This is a genomic window from Alkalibacterium psychrotolerans, from assembly GCF_054784355.1.
Genome location: NZ_BAAGPH010000043.1, coordinates 37,316 through 55,200, shown reverse-complemented (window position 1 = coordinate 55,200; position 17,885 = coordinate 37,316). Strand labels below are relative to the sequence as shown.

The 17,885-nt window shown below is 42.5% G+C and carries 17 protein-coding genes; 1 reads left to right on the top strand and 16 read right to left on the bottom strand.

Annotated elements, in window-relative coordinates; translation table 11 throughout:
* Positions 1-438: 438 nt before the first annotated feature.
* Positions 439-1,275, bottom strand: coding sequence for a methyltransferase domain-containing protein (locus tag ACYVLS_RS07695; protein ID WP_460323238.1), 837 nt, complete (start codon positions 1,273-1,275; stop codon positions 439-441).
* Between the two features lie 88 nt (positions 1,276-1,363).
* On the opposite strand from ACYVLS_RS07695, the gene ACYVLS_RS07690 reads away from it, so the two are divergent.
* Positions 1,364-1,792, top strand: coding sequence for a DUF2188 domain-containing protein (locus ACYVLS_RS07690; RefSeq protein WP_460323235.1), 429 nt, complete (start codon positions 1,364-1,366; stop codon positions 1,790-1,792).
* 57 nt (positions 1,793-1,849) lie between these two features.
* Here the strand turns inward: ACYVLS_RS07690 and arcA are convergent, their stop codons facing one another.
* The 15 genes from arcA to pilM all read right to left on the bottom strand — a co-directional run bounded on the left by arcA (position 1,850) and on the right by pilM (position 17,863).
* Positions 1,850-3,085 carry an arginine deiminase gene (arcA, locus tag ACYVLS_RS07685; protein ID WP_460323233.1) on the bottom strand — a complete coding sequence of 412 codons (1,236 nt, stop codon included), beginning with the start codon at positions 3,083-3,085 and terminating at the stop codon, positions 1,850-1,852.
* A gap of 108 nt (positions 3,086-3,193) precedes the next feature.
* Positions 3,194-3,520 carry a YtxH domain-containing protein gene (locus ACYVLS_RS07680; protein WP_460323231.1) on the bottom strand — a complete coding sequence of 109 codons (327 nt, stop codon included), beginning with the start codon at positions 3,518-3,520 and terminating at the stop codon, positions 3,194-3,196.
* 19 nt (positions 3,521-3,539) lie between these two features.
* Positions 3,540-4,787, bottom strand: coding sequence for a PLP-dependent aminotransferase family protein (locus tag ACYVLS_RS07675; protein WP_460323229.1), 1,248 nt, complete (start codon positions 4,785-4,787; stop codon positions 3,540-3,542).
* 104 nt (positions 4,788-4,891) lie between these two features.
* The gene (gene nth, locus ACYVLS_RS07670; RefSeq protein WP_460323226.1) at positions 4,892-5,554 is read right to left on the bottom strand and encodes an endonuclease III; all 663 of its coding nucleotides are present in this window, start codon (positions 5,552-5,554) and stop codon (positions 4,892-4,894) included.
* A 31-nt stretch (positions 5,555-5,585) separates the two neighbouring features.
* Complete coding sequence (locus ACYVLS_RS07665; RefSeq protein ID WP_460323224.1) at positions 5,586-6,299, bottom strand: DnaD domain protein; 714 nt, start codon at positions 6,297-6,299, stop codon at positions 5,586-5,588.
* 465 nt (positions 6,300-6,764) lie between these two features.
* On the bottom strand, positions 6,765-8,060 hold the full coding sequence (gene asnS / locus ACYVLS_RS07660) for an asparagine--tRNA ligase (RefSeq protein WP_460323222.1): 1,296 nt from the start codon (positions 8,058-8,060) through the stop codon (positions 6,765-6,767).
* A gap of 23 nt (positions 8,061-8,083) precedes the next feature.
* Complete coding sequence (locus ACYVLS_RS07655; RefSeq protein WP_460323220.1) at positions 8,084-8,557, bottom strand: cell wall elongation regulator TseB-like domain-containing protein; 474 nt, start codon at positions 8,555-8,557, stop codon at positions 8,084-8,086.
* 97 nt (positions 8,558-8,654) lie between these two features.
* A complete protein-coding gene (locus tag ACYVLS_RS07650) occupies positions 8,655-11,450 on the bottom strand; it encodes a helicase C-terminal domain-containing protein (RefSeq protein WP_460323217.1) in 2,796 nt (931 codons plus the stop codon).
* A gap of 355 nt (positions 11,451-11,805) precedes the next feature.
* Positions 11,806-13,005, bottom strand: coding sequence for a CCA tRNA nucleotidyltransferase (locus tag ACYVLS_RS07645; protein ID WP_460323214.1), 1,200 nt, complete (start codon positions 13,003-13,005; stop codon positions 11,806-11,808).
* Positions 13,006-13,116: 111 nt separating this feature from the next.
* The gene (locus ACYVLS_RS07640; protein ID WP_460323211.1) at positions 13,117-13,458 is read right to left on the bottom strand and encodes a nucleotide pyrophosphohydrolase; all 342 of its coding nucleotides are present in this window, start codon (positions 13,456-13,458) and stop codon (positions 13,117-13,119) included.
* Between the two features lie 39 nt (positions 13,459-13,497).
* Positions 13,498-14,067 (bottom strand): ReoY family proteolytic degradation factor, encoded by a 570-nt coding sequence (locus tag ACYVLS_RS07635; protein ID WP_460323209.1) that lies wholly within the window; start codon positions 14,065-14,067, stop codon positions 13,498-13,500.
* A gap of 44 nt (positions 14,068-14,111) precedes the next feature.
* Positions 14,112-15,374, bottom strand: a complete 1,263-nt coding sequence (locus tag ACYVLS_RS07630; RefSeq protein WP_460323207.1) for a tetratricopeptide repeat protein — start codon at positions 15,372-15,374, stop codon at positions 14,112-14,114.
* 329 nt (positions 15,375-15,703) lie between these two features.
* On the bottom strand, positions 15,704-16,252 hold the full coding sequence (locus ACYVLS_RS07625; RefSeq protein ID WP_460323205.1) for a hypothetical protein: 549 nt from the start codon (positions 16,250-16,252) through the stop codon (positions 15,704-15,706).
* Positions 16,249-16,788 (bottom strand): hypothetical protein, encoded by a 540-nt coding sequence (locus tag ACYVLS_RS07620; RefSeq protein WP_460323202.1) that lies wholly within the window; start codon positions 16,786-16,788, stop codon positions 16,249-16,251. Before ACYVLS_RS07620 ends, ACYVLS_RS07625 begins: the two co-directional genes overlap by 4 nt.
* A complete protein-coding gene (gene pilM / locus ACYVLS_RS07615; RefSeq protein WP_460323200.1) occupies positions 16,781-17,863 on the bottom strand; it encodes a type IV pilus biogenesis protein PilM in 1,083 nt (360 codons plus the stop codon). The genes ACYVLS_RS07620 and pilM overlap by 8 nt, the downstream gene beginning before the upstream one ends.
* Positions 17,864-17,885 lie beyond the last annotated feature (22 nt).

Genomic DNA, 17,885 nt, shown 5'->3' with positions numbered 1-17,885 from the left:
AGACTTTTATTAAGGACTAACTTTTTTTAAAAATCAGTATTTATTTAGCCTGATCAATAGCAAGTATCAAACGAGCAACAAGATTTTTTTAATACATAGTTTTTCATAGATTATTGGGTGTTACCACTCTGACTGTATTATACACCATGACACACTGATTGGTTAACTGTTTATGTAAAAAAGTCTGTGAGAAAATCAATTTCTGCGCAAAAAAAACGTATTGTTTCGGTGTCCAGCACTGCGAAACAATACGTTGATGAAGCCTTTGAAAATTCACATGTTTTTATCAGCTTCTGATGGGTTGACTGATAAAAACCAATGAACCAAATTAGCTTATGCTCTATATCATAACATTTACTGAATAATAACACAAGCCTATGGCCTACTCTCAGCCTATAATTAGTGACAAAACTGACAAAATTATAAAATAAACACTATTTATGCATTACTTCCAACTAGAAGCATTAAATCTATTGTAATTTCATTCAATTCATCAGTAACATTATTCAGTTCTTTCTCGAGATGCCACCCTAGTGGAGTCATATTAATAAAATCTTTTCGCAATTCTTCAGATAAGTGATAGGTATAGCGCACTCTTATCTTTTGAACAGATGAAAAATGCTCTTCAAATTTCGTCACAACCTCTTCGTTTGAGTAAGTTTGTTCCCCCGATTCTTTCAGCATTCTGAGTTCTTTCAGGTAGTCCGGATTCGGGACGACTTTAATGACTTTTCCATCCGGCTTCAATAAACGCTTAAACTCGCTGTAGTTTGATGGAGACAGTATATTTAATAGTGTGGCATACTTTCCAGAGGCAAAAGGAGAATCCGCCAAATCCGCCACGAGAAAAAAGGGATCCGGATAAGTAGCCGCTGCCAGGTTGACGCCTTCTTTTGAAATGTCAAAGGCAATCAGGGGATCAGTCATACCCTTATCTTTCAAGTAAGCAGCATGCGACCCTTCCCCGCAGCCGACATCAAGAACCGGACCGACGTTATTTTGCAGTTCAGTATAAATAGAGTCGAGCAGTGGCTGCCAGAATCCACTTTGAGCCAGGCGCTGTCTGGATAGCAGCATATCCCGCGTGTATTCAGAATCCACGGATTTCAGCATCAAATGCAGGGTGCCTTTTTTATTCAAGTCAAACTGATGCTTTTGTTCGCAGATCAGCTGATAATTTTCAATATTTTCAAAGCCGCTTTTACAGACTGGGCATTGGAACAGTTCCAGATGATTCTTCAAAAACAGCTGGCCTTTGTCTCTTTTCTTAAGCATGACTTTCCTCATTTCAGTAGCTATTGATAGACCTTTCATCTTATTAATGATATAACGAAATTAATAAATATGAAAGGATGATTCAACAATGCCTTGGGATTTATCAGATTATCCGGATTCATTCAAAAACCTTGACCAGGTCGTGCGGAAGAAAGCCATAGATATTGCGAATGCACTGCTGGACAACGGCTACAGCGAAGGCCGTGCGATTCCTATTGCGACCGAACAGGCAAAAGAGTGGGCAGACAATGCCTCTGACGAAGAACTCAAGTCCTACAAATACAGTTCCTCTCCTTCCAAAGGTGATTCTCACGAAGACACCACAAATGAAGAACTGCTGGACAATGACGTACTCGTTTACTATGAGGACGACAGCTGGAAAGTGCGCACAAAAGACGCCAAGCAGGCAGATTCCACTCATGACCAAAAAGACGACGCCTTAAAACGTGCAGAAGAGATTGCTGATAACAAAGAGTCTTCTGTGGTTTCTTTCACCAAAGACGGCAATAGACAATAAAACAATAAAACAGTCAGTATGGATGGCCTGATGCCTTACATACTGACTGTTTTTACTTTATTTCGATGAGCGGTGCAGCGGCATGCTCATGCAGCGTGGTCCGCCCCTTCCACGTGATAATTCGCTGGACGGCACTTCAATGACTTTGATGCCATTTTCTCTAAGAAGCTGGTTGGATACGTAGTTCCGATTGTATGTGACGACGACGCCTGGTTTGACAGCCAGTGTGTTGGACCCGTCATTCCACTGTTCTCTCGGCGCTGCTATCGGATCACCATTTCCACAAGGAATCAGGTTAATATCGTCCACTTTCAGAACCGTTTTAAGAATGTCTGACAAGTCAGTATGATGGGAGACCTTTAACTGCCCTTCTAGACTGGACGGTTCCAGCATATAAATCGACATTTTCTCATCCAGATCCTGAATTTCCGGATGGATGGTGAAGGCGTCTTTATCGACCATCGTGAAGACGGTATCCAAATGCATCATGGCCCTTACATGCGGAATTTCAATCGCCAGAATTTTTTTGAAGCCATTTTGCTTATTAAATAGAGAATGAGCCAGTTCTTCAATTGCGCGTCCGGATGTACGCTGGGAAACACCAATAGCCAGTACCTCATCACTTAAAACGAGAATATCTCCACCTTCAATTGACGTGTCCGAATAGCGGTCACGCCAGATTTTCAAAGCGTCGCCTTTAAAATCCGGATGATGCTTGGCAATGGTTTCCATAAAGAGAGACTCACGTTTACGTGCCTCATAGGTCATCTGATTGATTGAAATGCCGTTACCAATGGTTGAAGCAATATCTCGCGTGTAATATAGGTTCGGCATAGGGTCCATTAAAAACAAATCCTCACCTTTGCGGTCAGCCAACCAGGCTAAAGAAGACGATTCTATGGAGAGTTCATCAGTGCGAACGCCGGCCATCATCTTCGCTACCATCTCTTCTGATTGGAGTGTCTGGAAATAGTCAGACAATTCCTTTTTGACATCTTTCACATGAATGCCGGATTCTTTTATCATCTGGTCAATCAGTTCCTGACGGCTTCCTTTAGCATCCAGTGCTTCTGCCGTCAATTTTTCAAGATACAGGACTTCTGCCCCGTTGTCTCTAAGCGCCTGGGCAAAAGCGTCATGTTCTTCCTGAATAATGGGTAAATATGGAATATCGTCGAAAAGAAGCCCCTCCATGGTTGAAGGAATAAGGTTTTCCACCTCTTTACCCGGTCGTTTAAGCAAGACTGATTTTAATGGATTGATTTCTGATTCAATATTAAATGTACGTGACATAGTAACCTCCTGTTGATAACTTGGTATAGTTATTTAAATAGTAGTATAAATATTCATTTTTCTGCAAATAGAAAGAGAAAGCTTGTAACTTTCTCTTTCGCATGCGTATTACTCTTCTTCTACAAATACATCCGGTGACTCTGTGTACTCGGGAGATTCTGTATACTCCGGTGCCGGCGCGACATTCTCTGGTGTGCGTTCGTAACGGATTGGTTCGTTTTGAATGTCACTCTCAGTCAGCTTCTGATCGAGCCAGATTTCGGTTTCCATCAAGGCATCATCAATAGCTATCACAGCTTTATTTTTTGCATCCTGTGCTTTCAGTTTCATATCGCGCTGAAATTCTTCTCCTGATTGAGGGGCAAACAGATAAGCTGCCGCTGTCCCTACTAATGCACCAAGAGTCAATCCCAGTCCAAATGTTTTCTTTGACATGTCTTCTTCCTCCTAGTATTTATGATTTTTCAAGTGTAACCAGTTCGATACAGGTACAGAGTGCCTCCATGGCGATTTCCAAATCATCCGGCTTGGCAAAACTAGGCGCCAGACGGATACTGTTGTCTTTCGGATTATTTCCATATGGGTAAGCTGCATTGGCAGGAGTCAGTTCAATACCAATCTGCTTCATCTTATCAACGATTTCGGTTGCACAGCCGTCCTGCGTTGTCAGATGAACAAAGTAGCCGCCCTCCGGTTTAGTCCATTGAACGAAAGACTGACGGTCTCCGTGAAAATAAGCAGAGAGAATTGCGTCAATCCAGTCAAATTTAGGAGCCAGTATCTCGGCATGCTTTTCCATATGCTTTTCAATGGTCTCTTTATCCTTTAAAAACAGGACGTGACGCATCTGGTTCAGCTTATCAAAACTAATCAGCTGTTTACTGAATGCCAGTGCCAGTTCACTTATTCTTGCTTCCGAAGCACCAATCGCAGCAACACCTGCTCCTGGAATCGTCATCTTGGATGTTGACACAAACTGAATGACGCGGTCCGGGTTAAGAGCCATTTTAGCGGCTTCCAGAATATTCTTAGCCTGCTTTTTACTGTCTCTCAAGTGGTGCACGACATAAGCATTGTCCCAGATGATCACAAAATCATCCGCAGCTGTGTGCATGTTCGCCAACCGGTCTACGACTTCATCCGATACCGTTTCGCCGGTCGGGTTGTTGTATGTAGGAACGACAAACATACCTTTAATCGCCGGATCCTGAGACACCAGTTTTTCAACAGTTTCCATATCCGGTCCATTCCCAGTGAGTTCAACAGGAATCATTTCAATCCCCATATGATCCAGCATAAACCAGTGACGGTCGTATCCAGGACTCGGACAGATGAATTTCACCTTATCCTCTTTTACCCAAGGATTGGATGAAGTAAACATCAAGTGATTGATAGTCGCATACATCAGCTGCAGGCTGGAATTACCGCCTACAAAGGTTTCTTCCACGTCCGTATTGAGGAGCTGGCTAAACAGTTCTCTTGCTTCCTGTATACCAAACAAGCCACCATAGTTTCTGATGTCCAGTTCATCTTTACTATACCAGTTTTCAATAGGTGTTTCATTTATTAGGGCTTCCGACAGTTTCAACTGGTCTGTAGACGGAATGCCGCGAGCAAGAGTCAAGTCAAACGGACGCTCTTTATAGAGTTCATACTGCGCTCTGACTGTCTCCATTCGGTTAGTCATATCTTCTGTAGTCATTTCAATCTCCTCTCAACTTAACTTTTTTCATAGTTGTGTCACGCTAAAGATAATTATACCGTAAGTTTATCTGGAATGAAAACGATTCAATAGTCTGGCTAAAGTCAGTTGGCTGAAGAATTGGTTTCAGCCATGATTTCCGTAACTTTGCGCACACATTCCTCGTGGTCATGTGCTCTGGCCGGACACTGATAGCGTCCAAAGAAAATCATGCGGTGATGAGCAATACTCCAAAGCTCCTTAGGCAATTTTTTCATTAAAGCCTCTTCAACCTGCTTGACAGTGGCATTTTGAGGACAAATATCAAATTTCTTGCTGACGCGGTCAACATGCGTATCGACGGCAATAGCGGGCTCGTCAAAAGCCACACTCATGACGACGTTAGCCGTCTTCCGTCCCACACCAGCTAAACTTTCCAGTTCTTTATGCGTTTTCGGCACCTGACTGTCAAAACGCTCCACCAAGTCAGTGGCACATTTTTTAATGAATTTCGCTTTGTTGCGGTAGAGACCAATGGTTTTAATTTTATCCATGATTTCAGCAACATCCGCTTCGGCCATTTTCTCAGGAGTCGGATAGGCTTCGAACAGTTGGGGAGTGACTTTGTTCACACCGACATCCGTTGTCTGAGCACTTAATATGACGGCTATGAGCAGTTCAAAAGCATTTTTGTGAGTCAGTTCGGCTTTGGCATCCGGAAACATGACGCCCATAGCTTCAATCAACTGAGTGGTTTCTGCCGCTGATAATAGTTTTCTTCTTGGCAAATCAATTCATCCTTTATCAGTTCTTGTTTTGTTACTTATCCAGCTTGTCTTTCAACCAGTTGTACATCGGAACAGGTTTTTCATCGGGATCAGATTTCTGGTTCAGTTCCTTGTCAGCCTGCTTTTCTCTATGACGTCTGGACTCTTTTTCGACCTGATCTTTTGTCCGAATATTTTTCTTTTCCCATGACAGTAGAATGCGGTCGACATACTTGAGACTGTAGACCTGGCTTAAGACGGCTTCTCTCAAGGCGCACTCAATGAGTTCCGGCTCGTAATTGTCCTCATCCAGCCACATGCTGATGGTCTGGATTTCCATGGCAGACAAACTTCTTCCGAATTCTTCTTCAAAACGTCTGTAGATATCTTTGGCCGAAATCGTCTGCTGTTTTTCCTGAACGATTTTATCTTCCTCTTCGAGGAGGTAGGCCAGTTTTTCGTACAGTAAATCAAAGGAAAACTCGTCTACTGTCTTGCCTTCCTTATCCGAGCTCGTTTCAATGGCAATCAGCTTTTTATTCATTAACTGATGGATAGCTTTAAAGGCTTCTTCTCTTGAAACGTCTAGACGATCCGCCAGCAGTTGGCTGTCCGGGAATGTCTGGCCATTATCTACCAGAGACAATAGCTGTATCAGAACAACGAGGTCTTTGTCGGACAAGCCGAGTGATTTGTAGTACATCAGCAAGACATTTGGGATGGACGTCTGACCGGCTTTCAGCCATTTCGTTAATAGTTGTGACATGTGTTTGACTCCTTTGCTGCTTAGATGGATGCTTTCGTTATACGACTTTTAAAATTTCTTTATTTCGATTGGTTGCAGGGCTTTGACCGGCAACTCACCTTTAAAAATCTACTGAGTCTCTGGCTAAAGCTGTTTGAGGGGTCACTCGCCGTTAAATAATGGACGAGTACCGGCTAAACGGACTTTTGACCGGTAGCTCAGGAAATGAAAAGCAGTCAGTTCAGGGTCAAAGGTCAGTTGCCCCTGAACTCACAATTGAAACTAAGATGAGTGACGGGTGAACGTGCCTTTGACCCGCTGCTCAGCTGATTTGAATGAACAAGTTACTGGGCAAACTGCATTTGACCCCTTACTCAGTAATTTTCATGCTGCGAGCTACGTGGCAAGACCCATACACACAAACGGTAAAAGTCTATTTAAAAGAGGATTGGGAAACAGCCGCCCAACCCTCTTTTTAGTGTTCAATTATGGATAAATACGGTTGAGTAAACGAGGGAATGGAATCGCTTCTCTAATATGCTCTGTTCCACTGATCCATGTTACTGTACGTTCCAGTCCTAAACCAAAGCCGGAATGCGGCACGCTGCCGTATTTACGGAGGTCCAGATACCATTCGTATTCTTTAAGGTCCAGCTCAAATGCTTCCAGTTGTTTTTCCAAAGAATCGTAATCATCTTCACGCTGAGATCCACCAATAATTTCGCCGTAACCTTCCGGCGCAATCATGTCGGCACATAGTACAATGTCCTCACGCGTTGGATGAGGCTTCATATAGAATGGTTTAATCGCTTTAGGGTAATTTAGAATGAAGACTGGCTTGTCAAACTGTTCAGCAATAAAGGTTTCTTCCGGTGAACCGAAGTCTTCTCCCCAAGTAATGTCAAAATCATTTTTGTTTAATAATTCAACTGCTTCATCGTAAGAAATACGTGGGTATGGCAGTTCAGTATACTTCTTCAATAGCTCTTTGTCACGGCCTAGCACGTCCAATGCATCGTCACAGTTGTCCAGAACACTTTGCACCAAATATGCAACGTACTGTTCCTGAACTTCCAATGAGTCGTCCTGGTCCATGAATGCCATTTCCGGTTCAATCATCCAGAATTCAATCAGGTGACGACGTGTCTTGGATTTTTCTGCTCGGAAAGTCGGTCCAAAGGAGAACACTTTTCCTAAAGCCATTGCGCCGGCTTCCATATACAGCTGGCCGCTTTGAGTCAGATAAGCTTCACGGTCAAAGTACTGCGTGTGGAACAGTTCGGTTGTGTTTTCAGCCGCACTCCCTGTCAGAATTGGGGGATCAATTTTAGTGAACCCTTCCTTATTGTAAAATTCGTAAGTGGCACGAATAATTTCATTTCTAACCTGCATAATGGCATGCTGCTTAGATGAACGCAGCCATAAGTGACGGTTATCCATTAAAAATTCTGTTCCGTGCTCTTTCGGTGTAATTGGATAATCCACGGCTTCATGAATAATTTCAATTGATTCGATATGTATTTCATATCCGAATTTTGAACGGGTGTCTTCCTGAATTGTACCAACGACCCATACAGAGCTTTCCTGGGTCACGTTTTTCGCTGTCTGGAATACGTCTTCTTCCACTTCGCTCTTAACTACAACACCCTGGAAAAAGGCAGAGCCATCACGAAGGTTCAAGAAAGCAATTTTACCGCTTGAACGTTTATTGGCAATCCACGCACCAATTTTAACTTTTTCGCCCACATGTTTATGTGAGTCTTTAATCTGAATCTTTTTCACGCTAATAATCCCCTTTGTCTCAATTATATATTGTCGATTGTTCGAATCCATTCGCCATTTCTCAGGTCGATGACATAATAGCCGAGGCGATCATTGTCATTACGGTAACTGACTTCCCAGACTGGTGTACCATCAAGCATGCCGATTCGGGCATTTAAAATTTTCTGAGGCTCCCTGGCTTGTCTCGTCCGTTGAATGGCTTCCTGCTTGGAGATTGTCGCTTCCGCTGATAGGGTTGTAATCTGTCCACCCTGCTGCTGCACAATATAAATGCGCTCTTCTCCGTCTTCATTTGTTCCTGTGATTGTAAAATAGGTCTCTTCTCCATTAAACCAGAAAAAGTCATCTACCTCACTTAAATTTGTCCGTTCAGCTACAAAGGCAATGGTATCCGATTTAGCACGGGAATACGATTGGGTAGACTGACTGTACAAATAGACAGCGCCGACAATCAGTAAGCTCATTGCAATAACGAGCCCTATAACCACTTTTTTCACGTTACTCTCCTCATTTGTGTTCTTCACTTCAACTTCTCTAGTATAGCAAATGCCGCCAGAGAAATAAATATCTCCAGCCGTTTTCTATTGAATCTCCTTAACTGTCTTTATTAAAAAATGCCTGACTTTCTGCAATAATCGTTTCCAGGGACTCTTCTTCAACTTTTAATCCCTTTGGCAGCGAATCAATAAAGGCAGACGAATAACTCGATTCAATCAGGCGTCTGTCCAGAACTATCCAAATGCCTCTATCTTTTTCTGACCGAATGAGTCGTCCGATTCCCTGTTTGAAACGCATCACTGCTTTTGGAAGCAAATCGTGAACAAATGGATTTAAGCCTTTTTCCGTTAAAGAGCGGTGTCTGTTTTTAACTAACGGCATATCCGGTGAGTCAAACGGAAGGCGAGTCAGTATAACCAGCCGCAGTTCATCTTCCGGGAAATCCACGCCTTCCCAGAAACTATCTGCCCCCAGCACAACAACCTGATCGGACTTTTTGACCTGCTTGGCAATTTTTACTGGTGTGCCGGAAATGTTCTGAGCCAGCAGGGTCTTGTTTTTCAGTCGACCCCTACGCTTTAATAGTGTATAAACGGTCTGTATGGTTTCCTGTGACCGAAACAGGACAAGTGCATTTTCATCTGTCTGTTCCAGAATCTGTTCGATTTGATTCGCAAGCACGGAAACATAGGCTGCCTTTTTAGACAAGTTAAGATCACTGCTCTCGACAGGAACAAAAATGCGCCCCTGTTTACTGAACTGGTATGGCGAGTCATACTGACTGAATTCCACATTGTTCAGCTGAAGGGCCTGACTGATATAAGCCGGCGAGTCATTGACAGAAAGCGTACTGCTGGCCAGAACCAGATGCTTGATTTTATTCAGCTGGTTCAAAATCGTTTCTTTACTGTCCTGATTAAATCGGTAAAACGTCAATGTGCTGGTCGGGTTCTTCGAGTAGAAGCGAATACCTGTCTGACTGCCTTTTTCATTTGAAAAGAACAGCGACTGCATCGCTTCAGTCACCTTTTCTGCATGGTCTATCATGACCTGCAGGCGCATCAGCTCTCTTCGCGTTTCTTTGGACAAAGCCTCGAGTTCGGTATCGAGAAGCTGGGTCAGCTGACCGGCTACATAACGGTATTCATTGACCGCTACAACCAGTCGTCGGGTATTTTTTTTCAGCTGCATGGGTAAGGTATTCAGATCAATCGGTTTTTCTTTCCATTCAATGACAGTCTTGTCATAATCGTTGAAAGACATCAGCCAGCTAATCCAGTAGAGACTCCATTCTTCCCACTCTTCCAGCAGCACCTGACTCACTGATTCCAGGGTGTTTAACTGATAGTCTTTGATCCGACTATCCTTCAAGTCGGCTAGTGCAAATAGCAGTGAGTCTTCTTTCTCGCGGCTGCCTAATCGTTTTAAATCCTTCGTCAGTGAACTGGCTCGCAAGTTGAGCGTCGCGCTCTGTTCAATGACATCCGGAAAATGATGCGCTTCGTCCAGAATGACGTTATTCAGTTCAAATGGCGATTGTTCCTTTAAGCCGTTTGCCACGAGATAGGCATGGTTCGTCACGATAATTGCTGATAACGCCAATTTTTCTTCTCGGCGTTTCAAGAAATCAATGGGTTCAAATTCCGGCAAAGGCTGCAGTTTGGGTGTCGGCTTAATTTCCTGCCAGAACGAATGCGGCGTTTTAGGTCCGACACCGATTTCTTCCAAGTCCCCTTCTGTTGTTTCAGTCAGCCAGACCAGGAGTCGCATGCAGAACTGAGCTTCCGTATCTCTTTCAGTCGTGTTTTTCCATTTACGGTAAAACGCTGATAAAGAAACGTAATGAGACGGGCTCTTCGCAAGCGCCACGGACTGGTTGAATTCAAGCTGTCGATTGAAAAATGGCAGACTCTCATCAACCAGCTGCTTCTGCAGTACTTTCGTATAGGTGGAAATCACCAGTTTGTCTTCCGGTGTTGCTAAGTAAAAAGCTGGCAGCAGATACCCGAATGTTTTCCCTGAACCGGGTGCGGCCTCTACTAAGAAGGAAAAGTCTGGCTCACTGTTTTTCAGGTAATTAAACACATCGTTCATCAGACTGAACTGGGGTTCTCTGCTGTTAAGTCCCAGTTTGCTGAACAAAGCTTCTTTATCAGCTTTTTTATAGGGATAAACCGGCAAGTTCCGGTGAGCTATCTGATTGTTTTGGGACTGCGGCTTTTTAAGCGCCAGGCCGTTGACAATCATCAGTGAGTCATCCAAATCTCCCGGGTTTTCTTTGACAGTTTCCAGCATGTCAGCAAAAAATAAGGCAGTCTGGGCTGTCGTGCAGTCTGCCAGTTCCGTCAATGATTCAAGCGTCACTAATGGAAGGGCTGACAGCTTCTTGTCCAGCTGCTTCAGTAAGTAAGCTGTTGCTTGTGCATCAAACAGCGCATTATGTGCCTTTTCTAAGTCATAGCCTAAAGAGGATGTCAGCTCCTTCAACTGGTAGCTGTCTTCTTGAGGGAACAGAATCTGAGCCAGCTCAACGGTGTCAATAGCCGGTATAGTCAAAGGGGGCATGTGCCCGCGTATCAGGCATTCATTCAGAAACTGATAGTCAAAGCCGACATTATGCGCGACAAAAATCGTATCTTCTAAAAGATTATGAATGACATGGGCTATATCTTCAAAATAAGGAGCTGTCGCCAGATCTTTTGAGCTGATACCCGTCAATTGACGAATAGCTGGACTAACTTTTCGGGATGGATTGACATAGGTGTCAAATTCTTCAACCACTTCGCCGTTTTTCATCAGTACACAGGCAAACTGAATCATGCGTTCATCCCGCCCAATGCTTGCGCCAGTCGCTTCAATGTCAACGATGGCATAGAGCTGATCTTTTTTCATGCGTTCCCTCCTTTCTATTTTATAAGTTGATTGTTACCGTAGCTTTATTGTGTAGGACTCGTTTGATTTTTAAAAGTAACTTGTATGAAAAACCGGTTATTAGATACACGTCATAAAAAAAAGTTGCATGGGTTGTATTCAGAATCGCTTCCAAGATACGACCCAGTAAACTCTTTTACACCCAGTTGTATCTTGAGTCACTGACTAGATACAACTGAATTACATTTTAAAAATGCACTAGTATCCTGAAAGGGTTACAAGATAAAAGTCAGCAAATTTGACTAATTGACTTGCTACTAATGAGTCGTTTTTCATACAACTCATCTAATTTTCTAAGAGTCAGTTGACCCCAGCATTAAATATATTTATTTTTACGCAGCCACTTCACAATGCTTTCGGCTTCATTTTCTACTGCTTTGAGAATAACGGCTTTTTCAGCCATGGCAATCGCCTCTCCTAACCATCTGCCGCCTCTGGCATTTGTTTCTTCCATCAGACGTTTTCCGTCAATGTTCAGTTCTTTTCGGGACTGAATAGGCAGTGACTGAATCAGTTTGATTGCATGACTCTTGTCAGACGGCAGCTGAATATACTCAAGTAAATCTTCCGCCTCCCATACCAGCTTAGGTGTATACAGATATACCTGATACTGATTGAGCGGACGGTGATGGCGGTACAGCAGTAATTCAAGCAGTTTTGTGCTGTCGTTGATAATCTGGTTGGACACTTTCCAGTACCTCAGGAACGATGCGGCTTCCTTGCTGTCACGAATGCCTAAAAAGTACAGCAATAACGCCCAGACATGGCGCTCTTTTTTTATTGGTCGGGGAATCAGCGAAAAACGTCTCAATGCAACTTCTGCATGTTTCATTCCCGGACAGTATTCAAACAAATTACTTGTAGAAAAGGCTTCCATCCCTTGAAGAATGTATTCACCCAGAGCCATTTTGACGAATTCTACTTGAATACGCTCAACGGCAATATTTTCCAGCAAATGAGCATTCACAACGATAGCGTAATAAGTGTCTGCCTCTAAATGAAAACCCAGCTGAGAAGCAAAACGAACAGCCCGCATCATTCTCAAAGCATCCTCGTTGAATCGCTCCTCAGGTTTGCCGACCGCCCGAATCACATGGTCTTTTAAATCTTTCTCGCCATCAAAAAAGTCCTGAATCTGACCGTGATTGTCCATCGCAAAAGCGTTTATCGTCAAATCTCTGCGTTTCAAATCTTCTTCTAAAGAGCGCACAAAAGTGACCGAATCAGGACGTCTGTAATCTTGATACGTCGATTCGGTCCGAAATGTTGTGACTTCATAACTTTCGCCCTTCATCAAAACCATGACCGTACCATGTTCAATTCCAACATCTACAGTCTTTTTAAATAGACTCTTAATTTCTTCGGGAAACGCACTGGTTGCAATGTCCACGTCATTGACGTCTTTTCCTAACAGCGCATCCCGGACACTGCCTCCGACAAAATACGCTTCGTAACCAGCATTTTGCAGGGTTTCGATAACGGGTAATGCTTCTTTGAATTCACCTTTAATCGGCACCTTCATTGTCATAAATACGGAATTAAAAGGATGTCTTTTAATTCCTTCTCTCCTTTATGTATCAACTGTACGAATAATATGTATCTATAATGTAAGATTTTCTAACCTTAATTAGCTAGAATCCTCAGTCTGACCGTCCACCCGTTCAAAACGAAAGGCATCTCGGTCATGAAATTTCTTCATCACTTGTTCAAAGGATTCAGACAGGTCAATATCCAGTGAATTAGACAGACTAATCAGAACAAATAAGACGTCTCCGATTTCCTCTTCGAGCGCCTTATCCGTCTCTGACTCTTTTTTCTGTTTCTCACCATAACGGTGGTTGACTTCGCGAGCCAATTCGCCAACTTCTTCAGTTAAACGAGCAAGCTGACCTAAAGGAGAAAAGTAACCGGCCTTAAACTGACCGATATACTCATCAACTTGTTTCTGCATGTCTGTCATGTCTGTCATTCTGCTGCTCCTTTAAATCAGTTTATCGTTTGTCTATTTTTAGGACGGCGAACAGTTCGCCTCCATCTTTTCTTCAATAGCCTTTAATTCTTTAACTAATGAGTAAAAATCATCCCGATTGTCTGTCTCCAGAGATTCATCAATGGCATCCAGAAGCTGCTGGCGCTGTTCCTGCAGATAAAAGGCATCGACTGCTTCATCCACTTCCTCATCAATATCCTGAGCCAGTCGATCATTCCATTTTGCAAACGGATTATCTTCCAGAACGGAAACGTACTCAGGTGACAAGAATGCATCCTGAAACAGCAGTTCAATATACAAATCTGTATGCCAGTTCAATCTGACTTCGTGAAAAGCCTGTTCGGGGTGATCAAATTCCTGGCCTTCTTTATAGAATCGGAAAGCCTCGTCTTCTACACCGACCGCAGCCATTTTAATTCCACGAGGAGTTTTGTCAGCTTCTTCTACAAACTTCGTCTTATTGAGAACAATATCATGATTGAGTAAATAATTTAAAATCCACATCGATTCACGGCGCTTCATCTGATAGCGCTGAAGAAACCACTTCAAGAATTTTTTCTTATCTTTCAACTGTATGCGACTAGACATTTAAACTCCCCTCCTTATCTATACTCACTTATAGTATACCAAAATTATAGGCCATCTTCATACTTAATCCACTCATTAACTTCTTCATCGGTGGGATTTAATTTTAAATAAGACTTCGCTGTATTCATGAAGCCATCCTTGTCTCCTTCTTCTCGGAGAAACAGAGCGTAATCTTTTAGAAACTCAGCATTATCAGACAAATAAACCGCCGCCTTATCATAATATTCACGCGCCTCTTCAAATGCTTCTTCTTCATTATTTGCGATTGCCGCATACCATAACAACTGGGGATCTTCTTCACCACTGTCTATACGCGGCGTAATCAGGGTTAAGGCATCTTCAAAGCGCTCCTGATTAAATAGGAGATGGGTAAAGGAAAGTGTGACTGAAATATTATCCGGTTCAATAATCAGTGCCTGCCTGAAATAGTCTTCCGCTTTCTTTTCATCGCCTAAAGCAAGTGCAGCTTCTGCCCCCATCGCAAACAGGCCGGCATTTTGTTTGTCATAAATGAGTCCGTCTTCTACATTTTCAAGCGCTTTTTCGTAATCCTGCTGTTCCATAAAGCCTTTGGCCAAGTAGCTGTACACAGAGGAATACGATGGATCCTGTTCTTTCACCTGCATAAATAAGCTAGCAGAGCGGTCAAATTCTTCTTTCTGGAAATGAATCAGACCAAGCTGAAACAGCAAGTCGCTTGTTTCTTTCAAGTCTATGGCTTCTTCCAGATAACTGACCGCCGACTCCAAGTCGCCAGTCGCTGCATAAGCATTTCCCAGTCGGCCATTTAAGCTGACCCCCGCAAACTCCACATGATTCGCTACAATCAGTTTTTCATAATGTAGGATAGCTTCCTTGTAATTCCCGGCTGAAAACAGCAATTCTCCCAGCGCAAAATCTATCACCGGTTCATCAGGAAGCAATTCTTTTGCTTCCTTCAGCTTTTCTCTTGCCACTTCAGGCAAATCGAGTACCTGATAGTAGTCCGCAGCAACAAGAAGAGACTGCGGATAGAACGGGCTGTCTTGGTCAATCTGGTCAAACCATTCAAAAGATTCCAGTTCGTGGCCTTCTTCCAGTGCAATTTCAGCCAGTGTCAGCTTCAGGCCTTCCTCTTCCGGATGAAGGGCTAACAAGTGCAGGACTACTTCATTCGTTTCTTTTAAAAAGCCCAAATCGTAGAGTGTTTCAACTAAGGCAAACAAATCGTCATCCGAATCTCTTAAAAGTGCCTCCTGCATCAACTCATCTGCTTTATCTAATTCCTCATTCTGAATCGCTTCAATCATCTTTTCTGAATAGGACATGGTCATTCCTCTTTTCAATTCACTGTTTACTTCATCTTATCATAGATAGGACGTGATTACTTTAATAAAAATTTTGGTTTGATATGAACGAAGTATGATTAACTGGGCTTTAATCGTTGTTCGCGGGAAGAATTCATTCTGAAGGACGATTATACTGTGATAATCGTCTTTCATTTTGAAAAAAAGCACTGAAAGATGATTATCTGTCCTTTAGTCGTTGTTCATCGTTAAATGCCAGCCTGAACCATGATTAAGTTTTGCCATAAAAAAAACTACCGATAACTCCGACTGTATTTCCGGATTTAACGGTAGTGACTTATTCTATTTTCTTAGTTATTGTCGCTAACATGGTAGTACAAGTCGAGGATGAAGCTGCCGGTTATTGTATCATTGTTTTCTTGCTGGTAGTTCAGGACACGCGTGTTCCATAATCGGTCCTGACTGTTCATCTCTTCCAGCATTTGCCTAATATTAACGGCTTCGTCCGTTTCGATTTCAATCTGGTATGTCGACCTGACGTATCGGTCGTCCAAATTCTCCACCGATTGATTATCTGCCAATAGAGTCATCTGTTGAACGGTGACATTATTAGAATCAGCCGCTGATTCGATAAGAAGGATGATTTCATTAATGGTCTCACCTTCAGGAATAAACCGGGCTGTCTCACTGTACTCACTTTCTAATTCGTTTCGCAACTCTTCAGACGGTGGGTATTGATTCAAGAGCTGCCCCTGCTGGTTAACCGTTTGAGAGGACACATCAGCCGTCACTCTGACCGGTTCAATCAGAAAACGATTCCCATAATAAAATAGACCAATTAAAATCATAAGCAAAGTCAGTAAAATGAGAAGAGATTCTCTTGTCCACTTAAAAATCATTGAACGCTCTCCTCTCTTAATTCTGTTTCATCAAAGATAAGCAAAAGCTCGATAAGGTGCTCATCCTCTTCTCCTTGCTGTTCTAGACGATTCATTTGCACACGCCTGGTGTATGGCAGATTTTCTAATACTGTAATCAACTCTGCACTGTTTGCGACAACTGATTGATTAATCTGAATAAGCAAGTCACTGCCATCAGTTAATTCAAAGCTCTGTATAGTGTCTTCGCTATCCGGAATAACTCGGGCAATATCTTCAGTCAAGTAGACTATAGGATACCGCTCGTTTTCAAGCGTTAAGATAGTCTGTGAGTTCAGTTCAGTCAACCCGTCAATATTCTGGATTTCACGAGCCAGAGCCACATCTTCACTTTGCTGCTGAATCATCTGATTATTCTGATTAGCCTCACTTACATAGAGCCCATGCAAAAGGAAAAAGTAGACACTTAAAGCTAATAGACCAATGAAGAAAAAGAGAACCATGACATGAGGAAGCACATTTTTGGCTTTTTTTTCAAAAAAATTGACTTCAATCATTTGCCACTTCCCCTTCAGCTTTATTCTTTGACAAAATTAGTGTCGGTTTTTCCTTCTTTTTACTCTTTTCAGTCTTTGACACAGCTACCCTCTGTTTTTTCGCTTTTAATAGTGACTCTTTTCGCTTGCTTTCTTTTAAAGTCGACCCATATAGCATAGCATCAGCTTGGGTAAATTCATTTGGCAAATTTAACGTATGAACCTTGATTGAAAACCGGTCATTCAAGAGTTCTTCAAGTCGATTTAAATCTGGGAAATAGCCAGACAAAATAATGTCAGAAATACTCTCTTGTCCATCCATGACTGAATAACGATAAAACTCAATGAAACGCTCCAACCCATTTAACTGTTCCGTTAAACTGTCCACCAGCTCCTCATCAGACATGGTCCAGTCCCATTGTCCGTCTTTAGACAGTTTCCAGCTGTCCATCAACCTTTGAGAACGCGTGTGTCTATTGAATTGAGGAATGCCCTCATTAAAGACAGTAATTGTTGTGTCAACTGGGTTCCATTGCAACACCATGACGTGGTCTTTAGTGCTAAAATGTGCTGTATTCTGTTGAAGCAAAATTCTATAGACACACAGGGATGATATATCAGCCACTTCTGGTTTAAGAGAAACCTGGCTCAAGAGATCTAAATAATTTGTGACTTGTTCTCCAGGATAAGCAACGAGTAAAAGGGTTTGCGTCTGTTCTTTTTTCTCCAGCACTTCTAATTCAACTTTAGGATTGTCAAACGGGAGCCGTATAGACTGATTTATATGTAGATTAAGATAATCCTTGATTTCCGTTTCATTGAGCTGTGATGGAATGTCTTCTTCACGAATCGTCACAAAATCATCTGGAAGAATGATTGAGACTTTCGCGTTTTTCCATTTTTTTTCTTTGATTAGAGCATCCAGTCTGGTCTCTAAAAGTGAAACATTAACCAACTGGCCTTCTTGAATAATGGTTGTATCAAAAACAAGCTCATCCTTTTCGATGACTGTCTTCTTCTGAGTATCCATTACCAAATAACGAATACTGCGATCAAAAAACTGCATGAATAATTGGGGTTTGCTTTTAAATAACATTATTATTCCTCCATAAGTATAA

Coding starts and splice junctions, on each gene's coding strand:
- ACYVLS_RS07695 (WP_460323238.1), bottom strand. CDS start 1,275: ATGCTTAAGAAAAGAGACAAAGGCCAGCTGTTTTTGAAGAATCATCTG.
- ACYVLS_RS07690 (WP_460323235.1), top strand. CDS start 1,364: ATGCCTTGGGATTTATCAGATTATCCGGATTCATTCAAAAACCTTGAC.
- arcA (WP_460323233.1), bottom strand. CDS start 3,085: ATGTCACGTACATTTAATATTGAATCAGAAATCAATCCATTAAAATCA.
- ACYVLS_RS07680 (WP_460323231.1), bottom strand. CDS start 3,520: ATGTCAAAGAAAACATTTGGACTGGGATTGACTCTTGGTGCATTAGTA.
- ACYVLS_RS07675 (WP_460323229.1), bottom strand. CDS start 4,787: ATGACTACAGAAGATATGACTAACCGAATGGAGACAGTCAGAGCGCAG.
- ACYVLS_RS07665 (WP_460323224.1), bottom strand. CDS start 6,299: ATGTCACAACTATTAACGAAATGGCTGAAAGCCGGTCAGACGTCCATC.
- ACYVLS_RS07650 (WP_460323217.1), bottom strand. CDS start 11,450: ATGAAAAAAGATCAGCTCTATGCCATCGTTGACATTGAAGCGACTGGC.
- ACYVLS_RS07640 (WP_460323211.1), bottom strand. CDS start 13,458: ATGACAGACATGACAGACATGCAGAAACAAGTTGATGAGTATATCGGT.
- ACYVLS_RS07635 (WP_460323209.1), bottom strand. CDS start 14,067: ATGTCTAGTCGCATACAGTTGAAAGATAAGAAAAAATTCTTGAAGTGG.
- ACYVLS_RS07630 (WP_460323207.1), bottom strand. CDS start 15,374: ATGTCCTATTCAGAAAAGATGATTGAAGCGATTCAGAATGAGGAATTA.
- ACYVLS_RS07625 (WP_460323205.1), bottom strand. CDS start 16,252: ATGATTTTTAAGTGGACAAGAGAATCTCTTCTCATTTTACTGACTTTG.
- ACYVLS_RS07620 (WP_460323202.1), bottom strand. CDS start 16,788: ATGATTGAAGTCAATTTTTTTGAAAAAAAAGCCAAAAATGTGCTTCCT.
- pilM (WP_460323200.1), bottom strand. CDS start 17,863: ATGTTATTTAAAAGCAAACCCCAATTATTCATGCAGTTTTTTGATCGC.